Raw genomic sequence first — 21,766 nt, forward strand, 5'->3', positions numbered from 1 at the left:
TATGCGCTAACGTAAGCCTGCTAAGACTGATTATTTTATCGGCTTTTGCCTTAAAGTTTTCGCTAAGCCCGTAAGCTCCGCCGATAAAAAACGACACGGCGCTTTTGTCCTTTAGCATCCCCGCAAATTCCATGCTATCAAGCTCCTGCCCGCGCTCATCCAGAGCCACGACGTAGCCGCTAAGGCGCGGCAGATAAATTTCATCATACGCCCTAAGGGCGAGCTCGCAAGACGCTGCTTGAGCGCGAGCGATACTGGCGTTAAAAAAGGTCTGCTCTCGCACCGCCGCAAATTTAGCCGCCATTTTTTTATAAGCGCTTATCTCGCTAGCAAACTCGTCCGTGCCCTTTTGAATGGAATTTACCGTTATCTGCACTACTCTTCGCTTCCCTCTTCGTGCAGAGATTTGTCTCCGCCGCTCTCGATCTGCACGGCGTTTTTGCTAAGCACGTTTATCATATCGCTTAGATACTGCCTCATCTCTCCGCGCGGTACGATCGCGTCAATGAGTCCGTGCTCGAGCAGAAATTCCGATCTTTGAAATCCCTCCGGCAGATCCGCACCGATGGTTTGCTTGATGACGCGCTGTCCGGCAAAGCCGATCAGAGCACCCGGCTCTGCGATAATAATATCTCCCAGCCACGCAAAGGACGCACTCACGCCGCCCATCGTAGGATCGGTAAGAACGGAGATGAAAGGAATTCTATGCTCGGATAAAATTTTAAGCGCGGCGGAGGTTTTACTCATCTGCATTAGCGAAAAGGTGCTCTCCTGCATCCTCGCGCCGCCGCTTGCGCTTACGATGATTAGCGGCTCGTTTTTATCCAGGCTGCGTTTTACGGCGCGCACGATCTTCTCTCCCTCCACGGAGCCCAGACTTCCGCCCATAAAACTGAAATCAAATACCACGAGCTGAATCTTTTGGCGACTTATGGCGCCCTCGCCCGCAATCACCGCGCTAAGCCTACCCGTTTTTTCTTTAGTCTCGGCAATACGCTTTTTGTAGGATTTTTTATCGACGAATTTTAGCGGATCGACGGGCTGCAAATTTTTATCGAACTCCACGAACGAACCCTCGTCGCAGATCAGATCGATGCGAGCTTGCGCATCAAAACGCAGATGGTAGTTGCACTTCGGGCAAACGCTATGGTTTTGCTCGACCTCTTTGTGATACATCAGCGCGCCGCATCCCGGGCACTTGATCCAGTGCGTAGGAGCATCGTTAGGCGCGGGCTGCGTTCTACGTATTTTTGAAAACAGATCTCCGAAATTCATATGATTTCCTTTAAATTCCATGAAATGTAACTTCTGATTATAACCTAAAATTCTTTATTTAAATTTATATGTGAATTTCGCTAAAATAGGAAAATGCAAGGATTTATATTAAAAACGACCAAAGTTAGGGACGAGGACTGCATCGTGGACGTGCTGAGCGAAAGCGCGCTCGTGCGTGCATATCGCTTTTACGGCGCGCGCCATTCAAACATCATCCAGGGCTATAAGATCGACTTCGAGCTCTCGCAAAATCCAAACTTCCTCCCTCGCCTTAGCGGCGTGATGCATCTGGGATACGCGTGGCTCGCAAGCCGCGAAAAACTGCTATTTTGGCAGCAATTTATGCGGCTTTTATACGCGCACCTAAAAGATGCCGAGCATCTGGATAAATTTTACTACGAGCTGCTCACAGAGGCCGCTGCGCGCTTCGGCAGACAAAATCCGCGCCGCATAATCGTGGAGAGCTATGTTAAAATTTTAGAATTTGAGGGGCGATTGCACGACGAGCCGTATTGTTTTTTATGCGACGAAGAAATTTTAGAAAATATCGCGTTGTGCCGCAGCTTTTTGCCTGCGCACGAGAGCTGCGCGCAAAGAGCGGGCTTTGCGCAGGATGAAATTTTAGAATTTTTACAAAGCAAAAAGACGCTAAATTTAAACGACGAGACGGTAGAGAGGCTCTATGATATAACGCTTGAGGGGCTTTGAGCGCGGCGCATTTGATGCGGACGTAAAATTTCAATGCTCGGGCGCTAAATTTAAAATTTCATAGAATTTCAAAATTTCATTAATGGACGGCTTTGTGTTTTATTCGCTTTGCTCGCGCAGAGCCAGCTAATCCCGCATTGTGCGGGATTTTGCATTAAATTTTAAGGGGACTAGCTAAAAAGCTTTTTCATCGCCTTGAAAAACATTGCGGTGAGCGGATTTGATCTGCCTGAAACCTTTGCGATCCAAGTTTCATAAGTCTCGCCCTTGCTTTTTAGAAAATCTATAAGCACCTTTTGGCTGGCCTCCATGCCGCCTCTATTTTCGGCGTCCAAAAGCATCTTGTAGATCGGCTCGACCGCCTCAACCGCGGAGCGCGGAGGAGCTTTACGAAATGCCGTGTATTCGGTGATCTGTCCGGTCGTAGGATCTTTTTTGGAGCTAAATTCCGTAATAACCCAATAAAAGCGCCCGTCTTTGGCTAAATTTTTTACCACCGCGGTAAAATCCTTGCCCTGCTGTATCGTATCCCACATAAGCTTAAACGCTATGCGCGGCATATCCGGGTGGCGGATGATGTTATGCGGCTTGCCTATGAGCTCCTCCTCGCTGTATCCGCAAATCATACAAAAATACGGATTTCCGAAGGTGATAATGCCCTTAGGATCGGTCCTGGAGACGATGTAGCGGTTCGGATCAAGTTTGATCTCTTGATTTAGAGGCGTCGGTCTTTGCATTTTTAATCCTTTTGCTTTAAAATTTTAAAAAAGGAGTATATTATAATTTTGTTTTTAAGAACATTAAATTTTTATTAAATTTAGCAAATTCTAAAATTTACGACAAATTTAAGTATAATCCCGAAATCCAAATTTCAAAAGGCGGCGCGTTGAAAAATCCCTTCCTATCGCTTAAATACCCAAATTTTAGAATTTATTGGATCGGGATGAACCTCTCGCTGATCGGATCGTGGATGCAGAGCATCGCGCTGCCGTGGCTAGTGTTAAGCATCACCGCAGACGCTTTTAAGGTCAGCCTCGTAGCCGCGGCGCAGTTTTTGCCGGCGCTGCTTTTCACGCCGTTTTCCGGCGTGCTACTGGATAAATTTGATCGCAAAAAGATCCTCCTGCTCGCTCAGATCGGCATGATGATCATCGCGAGTATTTTTTCGTTTATGGTTTTTTGCGAAATTTATTCGTTTGAAAAAATTTTATCTCTCGCCTTCGCTAACGGAATTTTTAGGAGTCTCGATTCGCCGAGCCGCCAATCGATGGTCAAAGACCTCGTAGGCGAGCCGCAAAGCATATCTAACGCAATCGCGCTAAATTCTATGTCCTTTAACGTCACTCGCATCGCGGGGCCCGCGCTTGCGGGGCTTGTGATGGCGCTGTGGGGCGTAGGATTTTGCTTTTTATTCAACGCGATCAGTTTTTTGGGCATCATCATTTCGCTCTTTTTCGTTAAAATTTCGCCTTCAAGCTTAAACGCAGCAGCCGCAAAACATGGCGTTTTATCATCTATCAAGGCGGGCATTTCATACATTTCGCACAAACGCACGCTAAGCAAGCTGATGCTAACGGTGCTCGTGATCTCTACCCTCGTGCCGAATTACAACGTAACGATCTCCGCTCTCGTTAAGCTTAGCCTCGGCGCGGACGAACGCAGTTTCGGATATTTGATGTCGGCTCTGGGCGCGGGGGCTTTTTTCGGCGCGCTTTTCGTGGCGGTTTTCGGCAGGCTTAGCGTCCGCAGGATCTATCTTTGCGCAAGCCTGCTCGGGCTAAGCTTGGCTCTCATCGGCGCGGTAAGCTCCTTTATATGGGCGAGCGCGTGGCTTGCGGCGACGGGTTTTTTATTCGTCGCGACAAATTCGAGTATCAACTCAGCCGTGCAGATGCACGTAAGCAACGAATTCCGCGGCAGAGTGATGAGCATCTACGCGCTGTTTTTCATCGGCAGCACCCCTTTTGGCGCGCTATTTTCGGGCTTTTTGGTTAATTGCTTCGGCGCACGAGCGACTCTTGCGATCTGCGGCGCGGCAAGCATCTCGGCGCTGCTTTGCATATTTTATAAATTTAAAAAGGCTCACAGCCCGCTGCGTTAAATTTAGACGCTTCAAATTTAACTCCCAATCGCTAAAACGCTAGTTAAAATTTTAAGCCGCAGGGGCTTTTGCGTAAATTTCTCCCGCTTCGTCCATTATCAAAATTAACCTTATTTTTACGATGGGATTTTAGAATTTCGACCAAAATTCAAAGGTAAGGAGTTTTTATGAATAGACGAAATTTCTTAAAAAGTACCGCCGCAATCGGCACGCTAGCGACGTTAAATCTAAATTTAAACGCTAGCGCGGTTACAGGCGGGACGGAAAAGAAAGTCGCCAGCGTCTGCGAGATGTGCTCTTCGCGCTGTCCTATCGAGGTGACCGTCAAAGACGGCCGCGGCGCTTTAATCGAGGGCAACCACAGGTTTTCGAACAAAACCTCCGTCTGCGCTCGCGGCGGAGCGGGCATCAATCAGCTCTACGACGATCAAAGGCTCATTAAGCCACTCATTCGCGTAGGCGAGCGCGGCGAGGGCAAATTTAGAGAGGCGAGCTGGGACGAGGCGCTTAAAATTTGCGCGCAGAGGTTGGGCGAGATTTCGCAAAAATACGGCCCGCAAAGCGTAGTTTTTACCTCTAAAACGGGCGAACACCACACCCAGATGATGAATTTCGCCTGTGCATACGGCAGTCCGAACATCTACTCGCACTGGTCCTGTTGCCCTGTCACCTACAATATCGCCGTGCCGCACACCTTCGGCGCTAACATGCAAAGAGACTACGGCGATGCAAAATATATCGTAAATTTCGGCCATAATCTCTTTGAGGGCATCGACATCTCAAAAACCAAAAAGCTCGCAAAAGCCGCGAGCAGAGAGGACGTAAAGCTTTTGGTGCTCGATCCGCGCTTCAGTACCGTAGCTTCCAAGGCAGACGAGTGGCTACCGATAAAACCGGGAACCGACGCGGCGTTTTTGATGGCGCTGATTCACGTCTGGCTGCGCGATAACAAATACGACAAAAAATTTATCGAACAATACGCCGTGGGGCTAGAGGAGCTAAGGCAGTCCGTGAAGGATACGACGCCGCTTTGGCAGGAGGCTATCACGGGCATCAAAGCGGACAAGGTAGAGCGCATCGCAAATGAAATTTACGCCGCGGCTCCCGCGGTCGTAATCGACTGGGGTCATAAAACCACGACCGCTAAAGCCGAATATATCCGCACGCGCGCCATCGCGATCGCAAACGCGCTGATGGGGAACGTCGAGAAAAAGGGCGGAATTTACTTCTCTAAAGATTCCAAAACCTTCAACGCGCTTTGCAAAGAGGATCTATTCCCTACCATCTCGAACCCGGATAAAAATTTTAAAATTCCAAAGACCGCGCGCATCGACGGCTGCGGCGAAGAAGGCAGCGAAAATTTCTTCGTGCCGCGCAAACACGGCGTTTTGATGCAGATCGCGCCTACGATTTTAAGCGAAAAGCCTTACCCTGTAAAAGGCTGGGTCAGCACGCGCTTTAACCACCTCATCAACGTTGCGGGCGTGGATAAGAGCGTAGAGGCGATCAAAAAGCTGGACTTCGTGCTCGCAATCGACGTATATATGAGCGACTTCGCGTGCTTAGCCGACGTGATCTTGCCCGAATCCACGTATTTGGAGCGCGACGAGTCGATTCAAAACAAAGGCGGCACCGCGCCTGGATTTGTGATGCGAAACAAAGCCGTTGAGCCGGTGGGCGATACGAAGTGCGGCTATGAAATTTTTAGAGAACTTGCGAGAGTGATGAAGATCGATCAGGACTACACTTGGAACAACATCGACGAATACCGCATGCAGCAAGCCAAAGGTAACGCCGAGCTGATCGCAAATTTAATCAAGAACGGCTACGTAAGCTACAAAGTGCCGAAGCTGTACTACCGAGAGCCGAAGCTCGTGGCTAAATTTATCGATAAATATCCTGTTGCGGCGGAGTTCGTGGACGAAAACGGCGAGATGAGCTCGCAGATGAAATTTAAAACCCCGAGCGGCAAGATCGAGCTTTTCGCGCCGAAAGTGGAGGAGCTTTTCGCGGGATACGGCTGTTTAAACACCGAGGGTATGGACGTATTCGGCGGGCACAAATACTGCCTAATGACCGGCAAGACCGCGCTTCACACCAACGGACACACTCAAAATGTCAAAATTTTAAACGATATGATGAGCGAATCGCCGGTTTGGATCAGCCCAGCTTCTGCAAAAGCGGAGGGGCTAAAGACGGGCGATATCGTGAGGCTTAAAAATAAATTCGGCGAGCAAAAGGCTAAAATTTTCGTCACGCAAGGCATCAGGGACGATTGCCTATTTTTATACCACGGCTTTGGGCACGTAAGCCCCGGGCTAAAGCGCACGAACGGCGTAGGCACCAACCAAAGCGTCCTTCTCGATCCGGCTGCGGGTCCTGTGGTAAGCACGATGGTAACCAACGTCGGCGTCGATATAGTTAAAATTTGAAAGGGGCGGTTATGAAAAAACTCATAATGATTCACGACGAAAATTTATGTATAGGTTGCCAAGCCTGTTCGGTTGCATGCAGGAACGAAAACGGCGTACCGAGCGGCGTTTATAGGCTGCAAGTGCACGGCAAAACAAGCGGCGTTTTTCCAAATTTAAAGCTCGATTATTCGCGCGCCAGCTGCGTTATGTGCGAGGATAGCCCCTGCGTGGACGTCTGCCCTACGGGAGCGAGCTTTAAAACCAAAGACGGCGTAACGCTCATAGACGAGAGGCTTTGCGTCAGCTGCAAATACTGCATCCTGGCCTGTCCTTACGACGCTAGATTTGTCGATCCTATCACGCACGCTATCGGCAAATGCACCTTTTGCTACACGAACCGCACGAGCAAAGGCTTGCAGCCTGCTTGCGTAAGCGTGTGTCCGACCGACGCTTTGGTTTTTGGCGACGTAAACGACGCGAGCTCTGGGGTAAACAAGCTGCTAGCCAAAACGAGCGTAGAATATCCAAAAGCGTATCTAAACACCAAACCGCGCCTAGCGAATATCAAAAACAAAAAAGGAGGACGCTATGAATAATATGTGGGGCGATATGAGCCAATACTCTGAAATTTACTGGCCTTGGCCGATTGCGATCTATCTATTTTTGGCGGGTCTTAGCGCGGGAGCGACGATGGTGGCGCTTTTAGTCAAATGGAACCGCCACGAAAGCGAGCAAAATTCTATCTGGGACGCGATGATTAGGGCGGGAGCGATCACGGCGCCGCTTACGATCTGCGCGGGGCTTTTGCTTTTGATCTTCGATCTGGGCAAGCCTCTTACCTTCTATCTTTTGCTGATCAAATTTAACTTCGGCTCGGTGATGAGCCTCGGCGTGGCGGCGCTTTTAATCTACGTGCCGCTTAGCTTCGTATTTGCGCTATGCGTCTTCGGCGAGGAAATTTGCAAATTTAAACTACTTGCGTTTCTGCGACCTATCGTAAATTTACTAAGCTCGTTTGCCAAAGCTTCCAAAGCTTTCGAGCGGGTTTTATTTATCCTTGCTCTTTGCGTGGGCGCATACACGGGCTTTTTATTAAGCGCAGTGATGAAAATTCCGCTTTGGAATACTCCGGTACTGCCGATTTTATTTTTGCTATCGGGCTTTTCCAGCGGCATCGCGGCGAGCATTTTAGTTAGACTTCTGTTTTTTAAAGGCTCGTTAAACAAAGATAGCATAAAATACCTTTTGGTGCTTGATCTGCGCGCGATACTCTTTGAGATTCCGCTTTTGTTCATTCTATTTGTCGGGATGTATTTCGAGGGCGGCACGAGCGCGCTTGCGGCACAGCAGGCTTTGACGCACGAGGTTTACGGTAAAATTTTCTGGATCGGCGTTTTAGGCACGGGGCTCATCGCTCCGATCATCATCGCCTTTACGGCGCTGAAAAACCACGCCTACAAGCCTGCGTTTATAGTTTTAAATTCTTTCGTCGTGCTTTGCGGCGTCATTCTGCTTCGCTACTACATCGTATATGCGGGGCAAATTTGCACGGGAGCGTAGTCTCGCTCCCGATTTAGGGAACGGGTTTGAAAATTTTACTTTTAGAAGACGATTTTGAATACAGAAGCAGCGTAAGCGAGTATCTACAGGAGCTTGGCTACGAGGTGGACGAATGCGAAAGCGGCGACGCAGCCTGCGATAAGATCGCCGCGAATGCATACCACTTGCTGATTTTAGACATCAAAGTGCCGGAGGTTTCGGGAGAAGAGGTGCTTAGATACGCGCGAAACCTCGGTCTTAGCACTCCCGTAATGATGATGACCTCGCTCGGCGACATCGACGATTTAAGCCAGTGCTACGAACTAGGCTGCAACGAATATCTAAAAAAGCCCTTCCACCTAGCCGAGCTTAAATTTAGAGTAAGCGAGCTGATGCGAAAGTATTTCGGCGACGAAAAGGGCGCCGTCAAGATCGCGGGCAAATTTTATTACTTCGCAAATTTAAAAATTTTAAAACGCGCGGACGAAGAGATATCGCTAAGCGCCAAAGAGATCAAAATCATAGAATTTCTACTCGCCAATATCAAAAGATTCGTAAGCGTAGATGAACTCATCGCCGACGTATGGGACGGCGAAGCGGGCAGCGTCGATGTGCGCGTGCATATCAGCAACCTCCGCTCCAAAACGAGCAACGATTTCATCCTCTCCAGCCGCGGACTCGGATATAAGATCAATGCTTAAAGGGTTTAAATTTACGCTTTTTAGCGCGATTTTCATCATCGGCGCCTTTATAAGCGAGAGCCTTTATATAATCTATTTAAACTCCAAAATCGAGGAGAGCGCCGACGTCGCCGAGCTGATACAAAAAAGCGGCGAAGCCCTAGCCGGCGCGGATCTGAATCTAAAAGACGAGCTCATCTACGACTACGCGATCCTAAACGCAAACGGCGAAATTTTAAGATCAAACCTGAGCGTCCAACCGCCCGATTTTGCGTTTATCACGCTGAAATTTGGCGGACGGGTATTTTTTAAGCGCCACTTTCTGCATGAGGGCAAGCTGCATTTTTTCGTCATCTCAAAAAAGATAAGCTACGCAAAGATAGAATTTATCGCGATCTCTACGATCTTTATCACGATTTTCGTAGCGCTCATCATCGCGCTGTTTAACTACAAAATCATAAAAAATTTCTACGCGCAGCAAAGCAACCTCATCAAGGCGTTTTTCAACGACGCGATGCACGAGCTAAAGACCCCTCTGGGCGTCGCGCTCATCAACACCGAGATGCTAGGCCTACGCGACAAACACACGGCGCGAATAAAATCCGCACTCAAGCAGATGGTAATTACTTACGAGGACGTGGAGTACTTTATCAAAAGCGGCAAGATGAGCTTAAAAAGCCGCCGCATCGATATGAGCGAGTTTTTGGGCGCTAGGATAAATTTCATCTATCTGGTCGCAAAAAGCAAAAACATAAGCCTGCAATCGCGAATAGCGCCAGATGTGAGCGTCTTTATGGACGAAACCTCGCTGATGCGCCTCATCGACAACACGCTAAGCAACGCCATAAAATACTCGCGCCCCGGCGGCAAGATCATCATCGGGCTGGAAAAAGGGGTGAGCATAGCGGTCTTTAGAGTGCAGGACTTCGGCATCGGCATAAAGGATACGAGCGCGATCTGGGAGAGATACTCGCGCGAAAACGCGGCTCTTGGCGGATTCGGTCTGGGGCTAAACATAATCGATAAAATTTGCAAGCGCTACGGAATCGCAAAAAGCGTCAGCTCGAAGCTTGGCGAGGGCAGCACCTTTTGCTACAAAATCCCGCTGTTTAAGCAGAAACTTTTGGATTAAAACGGCACGTTAAATTTGGGCGCAAATTTTAAAATTTTAAAAGTAAAATTTGCGCGACTATCGGGCTTTTTAAAATTTTGTTTTAACTTGGCTTTTCAACCGCCTGTAAGTTCCCTGCCTTCCAGGTATTCTTTTTCTACATCGTATTTTACGTCGCCGCAATTATCAAAATAATACTCGGGCGAATTAGTGGGTTTTTCATAGTATGTTTTTAAATTATATTCAGTCGGAATTTTATGAAATAGCAAAATAGACTTGGATTGTAAAAAGTTGTCTCTAATTATGAAATTTTTATCTAGCATAAGAAATACGCTATCCTCAAAGCACAAAATCAAAGGCTTCGTAAAACCGACTATTTTATCGACAGTATCAACTTTCAAATATTGTTTCGGATCCGTTTTAGTCGCCTTTAGTTCTGTAATATAGAAATCCTCAATAGTTTTTACTTTATTGCTGCTGTTTTTTAAAATTTCAAGATAATTCTCAAAGTTCAAGTCTTGCATTTCATAATAATCAGTGGAATACTTATGTTTTATATCATCGTTCTCTCTATAACTCGCTATCTTTTTTAATACGATAATTTCTTTATCTAAAAATTCTCCGACGGCGCGCCTATACAACTCCTCTTTAGGCAAAATTCTATTCTCTTTTAGGCAGTATCCTTGCTTGTATTTGTTGTACAGGGAGAGAAACCACAACAAAGCCTTTTGAAGTGGAATAATCGGGCACGATGCGGATAAAAGCTGCGCAGAGTATCGCCGCCAGAAGTAGTGTGCCAACTATCGCTTTAAATTTAACGGATTTATAAAATTTCATACCGACGCTCCTTTTAAAATTTAAAATTCCAGTTGTTTGCTCAGCTTTTCAGCCGCCTTTAGCCTCTCTACTGCCTAAATAATATTCTTCTAATGGATAATTTAGATTTCCGCAGTTGTCCAGCTCAAAACCCTGTTTTATATCAAACGACGCCTTGTTTCTCTTCTGGTAATATTCCTTGATCTTTTCAGAAAAATTCATTCTATCAAATAGGTATTCGGAATGATTGCGTTGTATATAATTTTTATAAATTAAAACAAACTTATCTAACAATATATGAATATTTGGTCCTTTGTAAGCGCCGTCTAGAATAATTATCGGTCTATCAAACCCGGCACTCATATCATTTAAATTTATCTTTATATATTTCTTTGGGTCGGTTTTTTTAGCCTTTAATTTATTCATAAAAATTTCCTCAAACGTCTCATTATTATCATGATGCTTTTTTAATACTTCAAACCAATTAGATAAATTTATGTTCTCTAGTTCATAGTATGCAATTTCATATGAGCTACGCCAAGAACTACCATAGGCATAGGTCCTATAATCATTGATCATTTGTTCTAGTTTTAACTCATAATCCAAATACTGCCCTATCGCTCTTTTATACAGCTCCTCTCTCGGTAAAATTCTGTTTTCTTTGAGGCAATAGCCTTGCTTGTATTTGTTGTAGTCGGAAGTAGAAACGACGGCGAAGCCTCGTGAAGTGGAATAATCGGGGATGATGCGGATGAATGCGGCGCAGAGTATTATTATAAGAAGCAGCGTGCCAGCCAGGGCTTTAAATTTAATAGATTTATAAAATTTCATACCGACGCTCCTTTTAAAATTTAAAATTTCAGTTGTTTACTCAGCTTTTCAGCCACCTTTAAACATACTTTCTCTTACCAAGCGATCCGCTATTTCCTCGATATTGCTTTCATAAACTTCAAAATCGCTATTGCCGCATGTGTCGATTTTTAAATAATACTTCTTCTCGCGTGAGCCGTTTTCTATAGTCTCGTCATAATGTTGCTTCGCTTCAGATAAATCTTTTATAGTGTCTCCCACATATATTTTAACCACGACATCTCTAAATTTAAAATTATCATACAATATAAAGCTTTTATCGAAGTATAAAATATACTCGCGCAAACCGCCGTATTCTACTATAGGCTCCTCAAAACCGGCTGATCTATTGTTTAAATTTATCTTTAATCTTGCTGAGATATTTACGGGCTTCATTTGAAATTTCTCGACAAAGATATTTCTATATGGCCAAGCGGCTTGATTTTTACGTTTTTGTATCTCATATTCTTTAGATAGAACTTCCAGCCAATCATTGTTATTAAATTTATCCGTTTCGTAAAAACCTACTTTAACGGCAAATTCTCTATTGCCGTAGTTGCAAGTCTCACTGCCATATACATAATAGCATTTGTCAGTAACGAGGGTTTGAAACAGCATGCGCCTCTTTAAAAGATCTAAAATTCCGCGCTTAAATCGCTCCTCTTTGGGCAAAATTCTGTTTTCTTTGAGGCAATAGCCCTGCTTGTATTTGTTGTAGCCAAAGATTGAAACTACGGCGAATCTTCGCGAAGTGGAGTAATCGGGCACGATGCGGATAAATGCGGCGCAGAGTATTATCATAAGAAGCAGCGCGCCAGATAGCGCTTTAAATTTAACGGATTTATAAAATTTCATACCGACGCTCCTTTTAAAATTTAAAATTTCAGCACAAATTGCCGCGATCATGCGATTAAATTTAAAACGCTCGCTCGCCGCGCCGCCGCCGCCGCTACGAAACAAACAAGCGATAGGCGCCTAAATTTAAATCCCGCCGCTAGCCTTCGCGGTACAAAATTATATAGCCCAGCTTCGTGCCGTTTTCGTCCGAAAATGCCCGCACGTAAAAATAATGTCCGTCCTTTTTGATAAAGCTCTGCGCCCCAAAATCAAGCGTCGCCAAAATCGACAAAACGTCGTAATCCGGCGCGCTATTTACGACGATAAAGTCCTTGATAACGCCTATTTTATCGTAGAAGCAGTCGGTCTCAAACCTCTTATCTACGAGGATAAAAATATCGTTTCCCATACGGTTGATCTGCGCGATGACGTGCTCGAAATCGAGCATTATCTCGGCGCTTCCGATAAATTTACCGTCGCTAAAAACAGGCGAAATTCCACGCATAAAAACCCCACATCGCCCCATCTCCACAAGCGCCTTTGGAAGCAGGCTTTGGCGGATCTGCAAAAGCGAATGGCGAAAAGAGCTCAGATCGTCGTTGTAAAATTCGTCGCTCCAGCTTCTGGCCAGACTTCTGATGTTTTGCGTGTGAAAATGTATCTTCACGCCCGTGTAAAAGGGCACCGCGCTTAAGATGTCTTTGTATTTTTTCGTCACGTCCATGCACTCGCCGTGTTTGCCGCTCTCGAAACAGCGCACCACATCGCTGTTCTGCGATAAAATCAGCGAGATCGCAAAGGCGTTTAGCTTCTCTTCGTCCACGATCTTTTCAAAAAGACTCGCGCTAAAATCGAACTGCTGCTTGATTTTTATCTCGTTTTCCTCGCTTTTAAAGCGCAGATAAAACGCAAAGGTGGCGACGCAGCAAGCAAGCGCGAAAAGGCTTAGGTATTTTTTGGAGCGCGCGCCTATCATCTGAATTCCATCTTTAAATTTGCCGCCAGAACTTCTGCGAATTGGCTAAATTCCGGCAGATCGAGTTTGCCGTTTCGCATCTTTTTTCCCCAGACGGACTCCGGGAAAAAGCTGTCGTTTTTAAAGCGCGCTTGGACGTGAAAATGCACGCGCGGCACGTAGTTGGCGAAGCTTGCGATGTTGATCTTATCGGGCGCGTAAAACTCCCGCAGGCTCTTTTCGCACTGAAGCACGGCGCGCCACAGATGCGCCAGCGTCGCCTCGTCGCAGTCGCTAAGCTCTTTAAATTTCGCCTTCGTAAAGACCTTCACCCACGGCACTTCGTGCTCCTCGCGCTCCACGTAAATCATCTCATCTTCGTAAATCATCGCTTCTCCTTGAAAAGGGAATTTTAATGCAAAGCCCATTAAAAAGGGTTAAATTTAAAGCGAGCTTCGCTTAAAATTTTAGAGCCGAGCTTTAAAATTTCGGCATCTACGTGATCTTAAAGGGCGCCGTAAAGCCCTGCGCAAAGCCCATAAATTTTTCAAATTCCTCCGCGCTAAGCTCTGCGCTAAACTCCGCTCCCGCAGCGCCGAAGCTCGCTTCATAAACAAAACCCGATTTTTTTAAAAAATGTTCAAATTTAGCCACCGCCGCAAACGGCACGAAAAAGGCGCAGCGCCTTTTAAGCGAAAAATCGGTTAAAGCGCCGCTGCTTGCGGCGGTCTCGATAGCAAGATTCGCGCTACTAGCGTATGCCCGCACGAGCCCGCCCGTACCTAGCTTGATACCGCCGAAGTAGCGCACCACGAGCACCGCGGCGTTAATTAGCTCGGCGCCGCGAAGCGCGTTTAGGCACGGCGCGCCCGCGGTTGATTTGGGTTCGCCGTCGTCGCTCGAGTTTTCTACGATCTGCCCGGGCTCGTTCAGCGCGCGATACGCCCAGACGATATGGCGCGCCTTTGGGTGTTGCTGCCGCAGCCGCGCACGCAGCGCCTCAAAGCTCGCTAGCGGCGCGAGATAGGCGATGAAGCTTGATTTTTTGATCTCCTGCGCGGCGCTGATCTCTTTTTCAATCGTTTTCAAGGCTTTCCTTTGCGGAATTTTATCTTTTTTGCATTATAATAAAAGTTCAAAAAAAGATCAAAGGAGCTTCATGATCCAGACTTGTTTATTTCCCGCGGCGGGCTACGGCACGCGCTTTTTGCCCGCGACCAAATCGCTACCAAAAGAGATGCTTCCGATCCTCACCAAGCCGCTCATTCACTACGGCGTGGACGAGGCGCTGGAGGCGGGCATGGACAATATGGCCTTCGTCACGGGTCGCGGTAAACGCGCGCTGGAGGATTATTTCGACCGCAGTTACGAGCTGGAGGATCAAATTTCAGGCAGCAGCAAAGAATATCTGCTCGACGAGATCAGGGCTCTTATGAAGCGCTGCACCTTCTCTTTTACGCGCCAAGAGCAGATGAAAGGGCTCGGTAACGCGATTTATACGGGTAAAATTTTAATCCGCGACGAGCCTTTCGGCGTGGTGCTCGCAGACGATCTGTGCGTGAACGAAAACGGCGAGGGCGTGCTTGCGCAGATGGTTAAAATTTACGAAAAATACCGTTGCAGCGTCGTTGCAGTGATGGAAGTGCCGCCGCAGGACGTAAACAAATACGGTATCGTCGCTGGCAAAAGCATCAGCGACGATCTGATAATGGTCTCGGATATGATAGAAAAACCGGAACCCGACGAAGCTCCGTCAAATTTAGCCATCATCGGGCGCTACATCCTAACGCCTAATATTTTTGATCTCATCGAGCAGACGGCGCCCGGTAAAAACGGCGAGGTGCAGATCACCGACGCGCTTTTGAAGCAGGCTCAAAACGGCGTGGTGATCGCGTATAAATTTAAAGGCGCTCGCTTCGACTGCGGCTCGGTGAAAGGCTACGTGGACGCGATCAAATATTTCTACGAGCGAGAATTTAGCGATGGTAAAAAATGAGCTGTTTTTCCCTCCGGCAAAAGACGGCGCGCTAGAGGAGGTAGCGGCAAAGATCCGCGCCGAATATGAAAGCGGCGAGATAGGCTACTACCGCCTGCCGCAGCAAGGCGCGGGCGTAATAGCGCAGGCGAAGGAATTTTTTAGCGCGCGAAGCTACGATGCGATCGTGCTTTTGGGCATCGGCGGCTCCAGCGTGGGCGCACGGGCGCTTTATGAGATGCTAGCGGGCAAAATCCGCAAAGATCTGCGCTTTGAAATTTTGGATAATCTCGACGGGCGCAGCGTAAACCGCGCGCTAGCGGGGCTAAATTTTGCTCGCACGATCTTCATCGTATCGTCCAAATCGGGCGGCACGATCGAGACGATCTCGCTTTTTAAGGTAGTTTTGGACCGCTTCGGCGTGCGCGATCTAAAAAGCTTAGCGCGCAATTTCATCTTCATCACCGACGCAGGCTCGCCGCTGGATATCTTCGCGCGCGAGCACGGCGCTAGCGTCCTAAATACACCTCGCAACGTCGGCGGCCGCTTTAGCGTGCTAAGCGCGATGGGGCTCCTACCAGCGGTAGGGCTGGGGCTCGATGCGGATGCGCTGCTGAGCGGCGCGGAGGAAGCCAAAAAGGCGTATCTGGATGAAATTTTATCCGCAAACGGCGATGCGGCGCAGAATAAAATTTTACAAAAGGCCCACCACTACGCCACGCACAGAAGCGCGAAAATCAACGTCCTTTTTAGCTACTGCGACGCGCTGCGCGGCTTCGGCGAGTGGTATGTGCAGCTCTGGGCGGAAAGCCTGGGCAAAAAGATCGGCTTTAGCCGCGAGGGGCTCACTCCTATCGGGCTTTCGGGCTCGCGCGATCAGCACAGCTTCCTTCAGCTCATCATGGACGGCATCAAGGACAAAACCGTAACCTTTCTAAAGATCGCAGACACTGGGCTTTCGGACGCCGTGCCGCAGCTCAGCCTAGAGCCACTTCAGAGCTGCGACTTCGTAAACGGCATGCGACTGAGCGAAGTGCTAGGCTGCCAATGCGACGCTACGCTGCAAGCGATCAGTAACGAAGGTATCAGCGTCGATCTCATCGAGGTTTCGCGGCTGTGCGAACAGAGCGCGGGATTTTTGTTTTACTACTTCGAGCTGCTAACCAGCGCCACCGGAGCGATCTTAGGCGTCAATACCTACGATCAGCCGGGCGTCGAAGCGGGCAAGATAATCTTAAAATCGATGATTTTAAAATCGAGGGGTTAAATTTCAGTTTTATTTTGCGGGGTCGTGAAATTTCACCGCGTTCGATTTTGTTTAGGCTAAATTTTAGAATTTTAAAATTTACGCCACGGAATTTTGATTTCGCGCTACGAGCGTTTAGAATTTTGTCGCGAAATTTCACGGCAGAATTCCAAGATTGCACCGCGAGGCGTAAAAATTTTGCGACTTGCGGGCGCACAAGGAGATGAAATGAAAATCAAAGGGATCGATCACTTCGTCCTAGTTACGGAGGATCTGCAAAAATGCGTGGAATTTTACGAAGGGATTTTGGGCTTAGAGCATGTTTGCGAGGGCGGTAAACACAGCCTGCGTTTCGGCTCTTCAAAGATCAATATCCACACCCGCGCGGGCGAGTTTAGCCCGTTTGCGGCGCGTCCTATCGTGGGCTCGGCGGACTTTTGCCTCATCTGCGAAGATCAAAGCGCGCAGCAGCTCAAAATGGAGCTTGAAAGCAAAGGGGCGCAAATAGAGCTCGGCGTCGTGCCCCGCACGGGCGCGCGTGGAGCTATGCAAAGCATCTATTTGCGCGATCCTGACGGCAATCTCGTAGAGCTCGGCGTATATGAAAAATAGCGAAGATTAGCGCGTAAATTTGAGGGCAAAATTCCAAGCGGAGCTTTAAAATTTAAATTTTCTAAATTTTACCTTTTTGCTAAATACCGACAAGGTGCGCGGGACGCTATCCAAATCTATATGCGTTTTGCGCATAAAATACTCTTTTAATTCCAGATACTCTTTTTCGCTATAAATCAAAACATTTATAATTCTAAGATCGTCCGTTTCGCCGTATATCACAAGCCGGTCATAGACGCCTAAGCATCTGAAACTGCCATTTTTAAGATGCATCAATATACCCGCTCCGAATAGGCTAATTGCTATCATCGAAATTAGCGCGATCATCGCATGCATTCCGCGCATAACGTATGCGCCCAAAGGCCAAAGCGACAAAAACAGCATTTCGGGTATGCTTATCCTCTGCTGCCGGTCCCAGCGCGGATCAAAACTAATCGCAACGGCGCCGATTTGTTCAAGCTTCAAAGATTTATAAGCTTTATCTTCTTTGTAATATTTATATCCGAATCGTTAAATACGAAATAGACGCCCTTTTGTTGCTTTCGCCTGGTAAAAAACATTACCAAAGCGAAAGGGAGTAGTCTAAAATTTTTGGGCTCAATGGGGTTTACTACGGTAACGACCGAGATGAAGAATAAGCATCCTATAAGCGTAGCAATCGTGGAATATTTCATAGTCGTAAAAAGCATAGTCTTTTATGATTAGGATCTTTGTCGTAGTCTCTGGCTTTATAATTTTGCTGCAAAGAGCCGTTGTCATCCGATATAAAATTTTGCGGCTCTGCGTTATTTTCATAGGCAGAATTCTGATCCGCTTCGGCTTCTAAATTTAAAGCGTCAGGATCGGAATTTTTGGTTTCAGAATTTGAAGCTTCGGAATTTGAAGATTTATAATTCAAGAATTTAGAATTTGAGACTTCGGAATTCGGGGATTCAAAATTCAGGAATTCAGAATTCGAAACTTCAAAATTAGAGACTTCGGAATTTTTGGTTTCAGAATTTGAGATTTTAAAATTTTTTCCGTTAAAATTTTGTTCCAAGCCCAGCTTCGGCTCTTGATGCCGCTTTTGTAGTAGCCTTTTTAATTCCTCAAGCCTGCCTTGATCCATTTTTGCTGCCTTTAAATTTTGGACGCGCCATTTTATACCCTCGCCGCTTAAAGCTCAGTAAATTTTACCGCGCGTCCGTCGCGCGCAGGCAAGCCCGACGAACCGAAACGATGCCGACGGATCAGGCGCCGCGAAACCGCCTTTTTGTACAAAGCTTTAAGCTGATCTGCGGGCCAAATTTCATCTCAAATCGCACAACCGCCTTCTGTGCCGGCGCTTGTCGCGTGAGATCACGCCCGAATAAGCATCATATCCGCCGCGGGCTGCACCGAGGCTTCGACGCCGTGCGGAAAAAAAGGCTCGGACGACAAAAGCCGCGCCTAGCCGTACAAATTTAGCGCGAGCTCGGCCGCTCAAGGCACTTGCAAATTTTATCTATACTTTAGCGTCTGTTTGCAAGCTCGCACAGTCCTTGCGCAGTGCGCCGAAATGGGGTGTCGCCCAATCCGATACAAAATCTAAAACGCGCCAAATCCGGACGATCTAGGCCTTAAAAATGCACCTTAAATTTCGCCCAAAAGCTTCTGCCCGGTTCATAAAGCCTCGTGCCGTTCGGGATAGTCTCGTAGCCTGCGATACCGCCGCCGTAGCCGCCTTTTGAGTTATGATAAGCATATTTGGCGTCGTTTAGGTTTTCCGCCGCTAGCAAAAATTGATAATTTTTATATTTGTAGCCCGCGCTTAGTCCCAGCGTCCAAAAGCTATCGCTCTTGCCAAGGTCCATACCGCCCACGTCGCCGTAGCCTTTTTGCGCGCGGTTTTGCGACGCGTTAGCGTAGAAGTCGGCTTTGACGAACCAGTCGGGCTTTTCTAAACCGGCGCTTAGTTTAAACGCTAGAGGTGAAACCTTAGGCAGCGCGTCGCCGTCTTTTAGGCCGCCCGCGTTTTTAGTCACCTTGCCGTAGACGTAGGATACTCCCGCCCCCAGCTTAAACATATCGGCTAGTAGCGTAGTGCCCTCTATCTCGCCGCCGTATAGCAAGGCGTCGGTATTAAAGGCGTCTGAGGACATGCCCATAGGATTATATTTTAGCATGATATAATCATCCATCTTTGAGACGAAGAAATTTGCGTTTAGTTCGTAGTTTTTATCTTTTAGCACTGCGCCAAAATCCAGCTGCGTGTTTCTTTCTTTACGTAGCTCTAAGTTCGCGTCCTTGTTCGTTTCCCAGTGATCAGGTAGTCTTTGTGCGTGCCCTAACCCAGCATAAAGCGTTAAATTTTGCAGATATTTTTCGTATCTAAAAAACCCTGAGAATAAATTTTCTTTCCTGCTCTTATGCGTTTTTAACAGTTTTCTCTCGCCCGCGTCCAGCCTAAGTCCGCCAAAAAGCCCGTAGTCGTTTTCTAGGACGTATTCGTTTTGAGTATAGATCGTTTTATACGTTACCTTGCGCTCTTTTACGTGCGGCTTTGATACAGCTGCGTCCATTTCGGCTTTAGATACGCCGGCTCCGCCCGTTCCGGCGCCTCGCCACTTAAATACATCCTCAGAGTACCCAGCGCCAAGATAGCTTGTTAAATTGTCGAAATTTAGCTCGCCTTCTAGCTTAAAGCCGTACATATCGCGTATCGGGTGGCTGATGCTATATCCCTTGCCAGGCCCCATGCCTGGCACCACCGGACGCATGGTGAAGTTGTCCATTATATGGTCGATCTGATGATAGTACGAACTTAGCCTGATTTTGTGCTCGCCGACGTCTTGTTCAAATTTGAGTCCGAAAGACTTACGGTCAAACTGCACGCCGTCCCTCATCCTGTCCGCATACGCCGCTTTGCCCTCGCCCAGGTCCGTGCTAAGCTGAATGGCGGTAGAATCGGTAGGCGTGATCGTGCCCACGAGCGAGACGCTGTCGCGTTTATAGTGCGTATGCATTTTCTGTCCGCCGCCGCTTTTATAGTCGCCGCTCTCGTAATGTCCGCCCGAGATCTGCAAGCTGCCCCATTCATTGCCCACGACGGCGTCGGCTACGGTTTCGAAGCGTCTAAAGCTTCCGCCTAGCACGCTAAAATTCCCGCCGAATTGCGTTTTATCTAGTCTTAAAATATCTCGATCGAAGAAAATACCGCCGCTGATGAGCGCTCCATATCTGACGTCCTGCGGACCTTTGACGATGCGCACGGAGTTGTAGTTTTGCGCCGAGATGTAGGTGATGGGCGTATCCATACGCATGCCGCAGCCGCCGTTTAGCGTGCTGCCGTCGATGAGCACGGGCAGTCTGGACGCCGTCTGCGAGCGGTAATAAACCTCGCTGCCGCCTCCGCCCTTGCGCTCCATCGAAAAGCCGCTTAAGTTCAAAAGCGATTTTGCGATGTCGCCGTTTTCTAAAATAGTGTCTTTACCTGCGATCTCCACCTTCGTGGGCTCTTGCAAGATAGATTTTTTAAAATTCGACGATACGATTATCGTGCCTAAATTTACGTCCTTGCTCGCAGTATCGTCTGCGCTCAAGGCGCCGCATAGCAAAACCCCCGCCACAACGTAAGATAACTTCATTTTTGATCCTTTGGATATTGTGATAAACGATTGCGAAATTTAATCACAAAAAATATCAAATTTATATTAATATTTTAAAAAGTTAAAATTTTACGCCGTAAATCCCAAGCCGAAGGGCGCTTCGGAAAAATATATAGCGATCCTTTAATCGCTAGAATTTAAATTTCCTAAATTCTATCTTTTTGTTGAAAATCGACATCGTGCATTGAAGATTGCTTATATCTTTTTGCATCGTCTGCATGAAATAATCGCGTAGCTGCACATACTCCTCTTTATCCACCATTAAAATATTTAGTATCTCGACCTCGGCGTTTTCTTTATAAAGCACAAGCTGATCGTGAAGACCGAAAAAGCCGAGGCTGCCGTTGCGTAGGTGCATAAGAGGCTTTGCTCCGAAAATCCCCGACGCGGCTAAAACAAAAAGACACAATACATTAGTTATATATTCACCAATTGTTACATCGTATGAGTTGGCGACAAAAGCTAATAAAAGCCAAAGAAGCAGCGCTATTTTTATAAACCAATTTACCCTTTGTCGCATACTGTGTCTGCAATCAAAGCTAATCACCATTGCGCCTATGCTGTTTAGTTCGAAAATTTTGCGAATTTTGTTTTTATGATAATACAGAATTTTATCGTTTTTAAACTCAAAATACATACCGTCTTTATCGCGAATTACGGTCAATAATGAAACCAATATAAATGGAAGCATTCGAAAGGTCTTAAGGCTAACGGGATTTACTATGGTAGCAAAAGTAAAAAATATAATAAATCCTATCAGTAGCGCCGGAAATTGATAAATCATAAATTCATAATATGTATGGTCTTTGATGATTATCGGTTCTTTGTCGTAGTCTCTAGTTTTAGAATTCTGCGATAAGGCGCCGCTATCATCGGATATAAAATTTTGCTGCTCTATGTTGTTTACACAGGCGGAATTCTGATCCGCTTCGGCTTCTAATTTTAAAGCGTCAGGATCGGAATCTAGGGTTTCAGAATTTGAAGCTTCGGAATTTGAAGATTTATAATTCAAGAATTTAGAA

At 47.0% G+C, this 21,766-nt stretch carries 23 protein-coding genes; 10 read left to right on the plus strand and 13 right to left on the minus strand.

Annotated features, from left to right (window positions below; all coding sequences use genetic code 11):
- Positions 1 to 376 (minus strand): 23S rRNA (pseudouridine(1915)-N(3))-methyltransferase RlmH (locus Q0438_RS05135; protein WP_299188112.1); only part of this gene is annotated, 376 nt, incomplete at its 3' end.
- Positions 376 to 1,275, minus strand: coding sequence for an acetyl-CoA carboxylase, carboxyltransferase subunit beta (accD, locus tag Q0438_RS05140; RefSeq protein ID WP_299188115.1), 900 nt, complete (start codon positions 1,273 to 1,275; stop codon positions 376 to 378). The genes accD and Q0438_RS05135, both read right to left, overlap by 1 nt.
- 93 nt (positions 1,276 to 1,368) lie before the next feature.
- Here accD and recO point away from each other — a divergent pair, with 93 nt between their 5' ends.
- Positions 1,369 to 1,983, plus strand: a complete 615-nt coding sequence (gene recO / locus Q0438_RS05145; protein ID WP_299188118.1) for a recombination protein RecO — start codon at positions 1,369 to 1,371, stop codon at positions 1,981 to 1,983.
- Between the two features lie 170 nt (positions 1,984 to 2,153).
- Here recO and Q0438_RS05150 read toward each other — a convergent pair whose 3' ends face one another.
- Positions 2,154 to 2,720: a PAS domain-containing protein gene (locus Q0438_RS05150; protein WP_299188121.1), complete on the minus strand. Its 567-nt coding sequence runs from the start codon at positions 2,718 to 2,720 to the stop codon at positions 2,154 to 2,156.
- 149 nt (positions 2,721 to 2,869) lie between these two features.
- Between Q0438_RS05150 and Q0438_RS05155 the strand changes: the two genes are divergently transcribed.
- The 6 genes from Q0438_RS05155 (at position 2,870) to Q0438_RS05180 (ending at position 9,849) form a co-directional block, all read left to right on the plus strand.
- Positions 2,870 to 4,084, plus strand: a complete 1,215-nt coding sequence (locus tag Q0438_RS05155; RefSeq protein ID WP_299188124.1) for an MFS transporter — start codon at positions 2,870 to 2,872, stop codon at positions 4,082 to 4,084.
- 167 nt (positions 4,085 to 4,251) lie between these two features.
- Complete coding sequence (gene phsA / locus Q0438_RS05160; RefSeq protein ID WP_299188127.1) at positions 4,252 to 6,516, plus strand: thiosulfate reductase PhsA; 2,265 nt, start codon at positions 4,252 to 4,254, stop codon at positions 6,514 to 6,516.
- An 11-nt stretch (positions 6,517 to 6,527) separates the two neighbouring features.
- Positions 6,528 to 7,094 (plus strand): 4Fe-4S dicluster domain-containing protein, encoded by a 567-nt coding sequence (locus Q0438_RS05165; protein WP_299188130.1) that lies wholly within the window; start codon positions 6,528 to 6,530, stop codon positions 7,092 to 7,094.
- On the plus strand, positions 7,087 to 8,058 hold the full coding sequence (nrfD, locus tag Q0438_RS05170; protein WP_299188153.1) for an NrfD/PsrC family molybdoenzyme membrane anchor subunit: 972 nt from the start codon (positions 7,087 to 7,089) through the stop codon (positions 8,056 to 8,058). Before Q0438_RS05165 ends, nrfD begins: the two co-directional genes overlap by 8 nt.
- Positions 8,059 to 8,084: 26 nt before the next feature.
- On the plus strand, positions 8,085 to 8,738 hold the full coding sequence (locus tag Q0438_RS05175) for a response regulator transcription factor (protein WP_299188156.1): 654 nt from the start codon (positions 8,085 to 8,087) through the stop codon (positions 8,736 to 8,738).
- Complete coding sequence (locus tag Q0438_RS05180) at positions 8,731 to 9,849, plus strand: ATP-binding protein (RefSeq protein WP_299188158.1); 1,119 nt, start codon at positions 8,731 to 8,733, stop codon at positions 9,847 to 9,849. Before Q0438_RS05175 ends, Q0438_RS05180 begins: the two co-directional genes overlap by 8 nt.
- A 95-nt stretch (positions 9,850 to 9,944) precedes the next feature.
- Here Q0438_RS05180 and Q0438_RS05185 read toward each other — a convergent pair whose 3' ends face one another.
- The 6 genes from Q0438_RS05185 to Q0438_RS05210 form a co-directional block, all read right to left on the minus strand.
- Complete coding sequence (locus tag Q0438_RS05185) at positions 9,945 to 10,628, minus strand: hypothetical protein (RefSeq protein ID WP_299188160.1); 684 nt, start codon at positions 10,626 to 10,628, stop codon at positions 9,945 to 9,947.
- 85 nt (positions 10,629 to 10,713) lie between these two features.
- On the minus strand, positions 10,714 to 11,475 hold the full coding sequence (locus Q0438_RS05190) for a hypothetical protein (RefSeq protein WP_299188163.1): 762 nt from the start codon (positions 11,473 to 11,475) through the stop codon (positions 10,714 to 10,716).
- A gap of 48 nt (positions 11,476 to 11,523) precedes the next feature.
- Entirely contained in the window at positions 11,524 to 12,348 is an 825-nt protein-coding gene (locus Q0438_RS05195; protein WP_299188167.1) for a hypothetical protein, read from the minus strand.
- A 139-nt stretch (positions 12,349 to 12,487) separates the two neighbouring features.
- The gene (locus Q0438_RS05200) at positions 12,488 to 13,306 is read right to left on the minus strand and encodes a cache domain-containing protein (protein WP_299188169.1); all 819 of its coding nucleotides are present in this window, start codon (positions 13,304 to 13,306) and stop codon (positions 12,488 to 12,490) included.
- Positions 13,303 to 13,674: an HIT family protein gene (locus Q0438_RS05205; RefSeq protein WP_297989932.1), complete on the minus strand. Its 372-nt coding sequence runs from the start codon at positions 13,672 to 13,674 to the stop codon at positions 13,303 to 13,305. The genes Q0438_RS05200 and Q0438_RS05205 overlap by 4 nt, the downstream gene beginning before the upstream one ends.
- Positions 13,675 to 13,780: 106 nt before the next feature.
- On the minus strand, positions 13,781 to 14,374 hold the full coding sequence (locus Q0438_RS05210) for a YigZ family protein (protein WP_299188170.1): 594 nt from the start codon (positions 14,372 to 14,374) through the stop codon (positions 13,781 to 13,783).
- Between the two features lie 70 nt (positions 14,375 to 14,444).
- Here Q0438_RS05210 and galU point away from each other — a divergent pair, with 70 nt between their 5' ends.
- From galU to Q0438_RS05225, 3 genes are all read left to right on the plus strand, one after another.
- Positions 14,445 to 15,281: a UTP--glucose-1-phosphate uridylyltransferase GalU gene (gene galU / locus Q0438_RS05215; protein ID WP_299188172.1), complete on the plus strand. Its 837-nt coding sequence runs from the start codon at positions 14,445 to 14,447 to the stop codon at positions 15,279 to 15,281.
- Positions 15,268 to 16,527: a glucose-6-phosphate isomerase gene (locus Q0438_RS05220; RefSeq protein WP_299188174.1), complete on the plus strand. Its 1,260-nt coding sequence runs from the start codon at positions 15,268 to 15,270 to the stop codon at positions 16,525 to 16,527. The genes galU and Q0438_RS05220 overlap by 14 nt, the downstream gene beginning before the upstream one ends.
- A 207-nt stretch (positions 16,528 to 16,734) precedes the next feature.
- Positions 16,735 to 17,118 (plus strand): VOC family protein, encoded by a 384-nt coding sequence (locus tag Q0438_RS05225; RefSeq protein WP_299188176.1) that lies wholly within the window; start codon positions 16,735 to 16,737, stop codon positions 17,116 to 17,118.
- A 45-nt stretch (positions 17,119 to 17,163) separates the two neighbouring features.
- Here Q0438_RS05225 and Q0438_RS05230 read toward each other — a convergent pair whose 3' ends face one another.
- The 4 genes from Q0438_RS05230 to Q0438_RS05245 all read right to left on the minus strand — a co-directional run.
- Positions 17,164 to 17,583: a hypothetical protein gene (locus Q0438_RS05230; RefSeq protein WP_299188178.1), complete on the minus strand. Its 420-nt coding sequence runs from the start codon at positions 17,581 to 17,583 to the stop codon at positions 17,164 to 17,166.
- Positions 17,584 to 17,788: 205 nt separating this feature from the next.
- Positions 17,789 to 18,226 (minus strand): hypothetical protein, encoded by a 438-nt coding sequence (locus Q0438_RS05235; RefSeq protein ID WP_299188181.1) that lies wholly within the window; start codon positions 18,224 to 18,226, stop codon positions 17,789 to 17,791.
- Positions 18,227 to 18,716: 490 nt separating this feature from the next.
- A complete protein-coding gene (locus tag Q0438_RS05240) occupies positions 18,717 to 20,723 on the minus strand; it encodes a TonB-dependent receptor (RefSeq protein ID WP_299188184.1) in 2,007 nt (668 codons plus the stop codon).
- 151 nt (positions 20,724 to 20,874) lie between these two features.
- On the minus strand, positions 20,875 to 21,766 hold an 892-nt coding region (locus tag Q0438_RS05245; RefSeq protein WP_299188186.1), incomplete at its 5' end, for a hypothetical protein.

Source organism: uncultured Campylobacter sp. (assembly GCF_938030785.1).
In the GTDB taxonomy this organism is placed as follows: Bacteria; Campylobacterota; Campylobacteria; order Campylobacterales; family Campylobacteraceae; genus Campylobacter_B.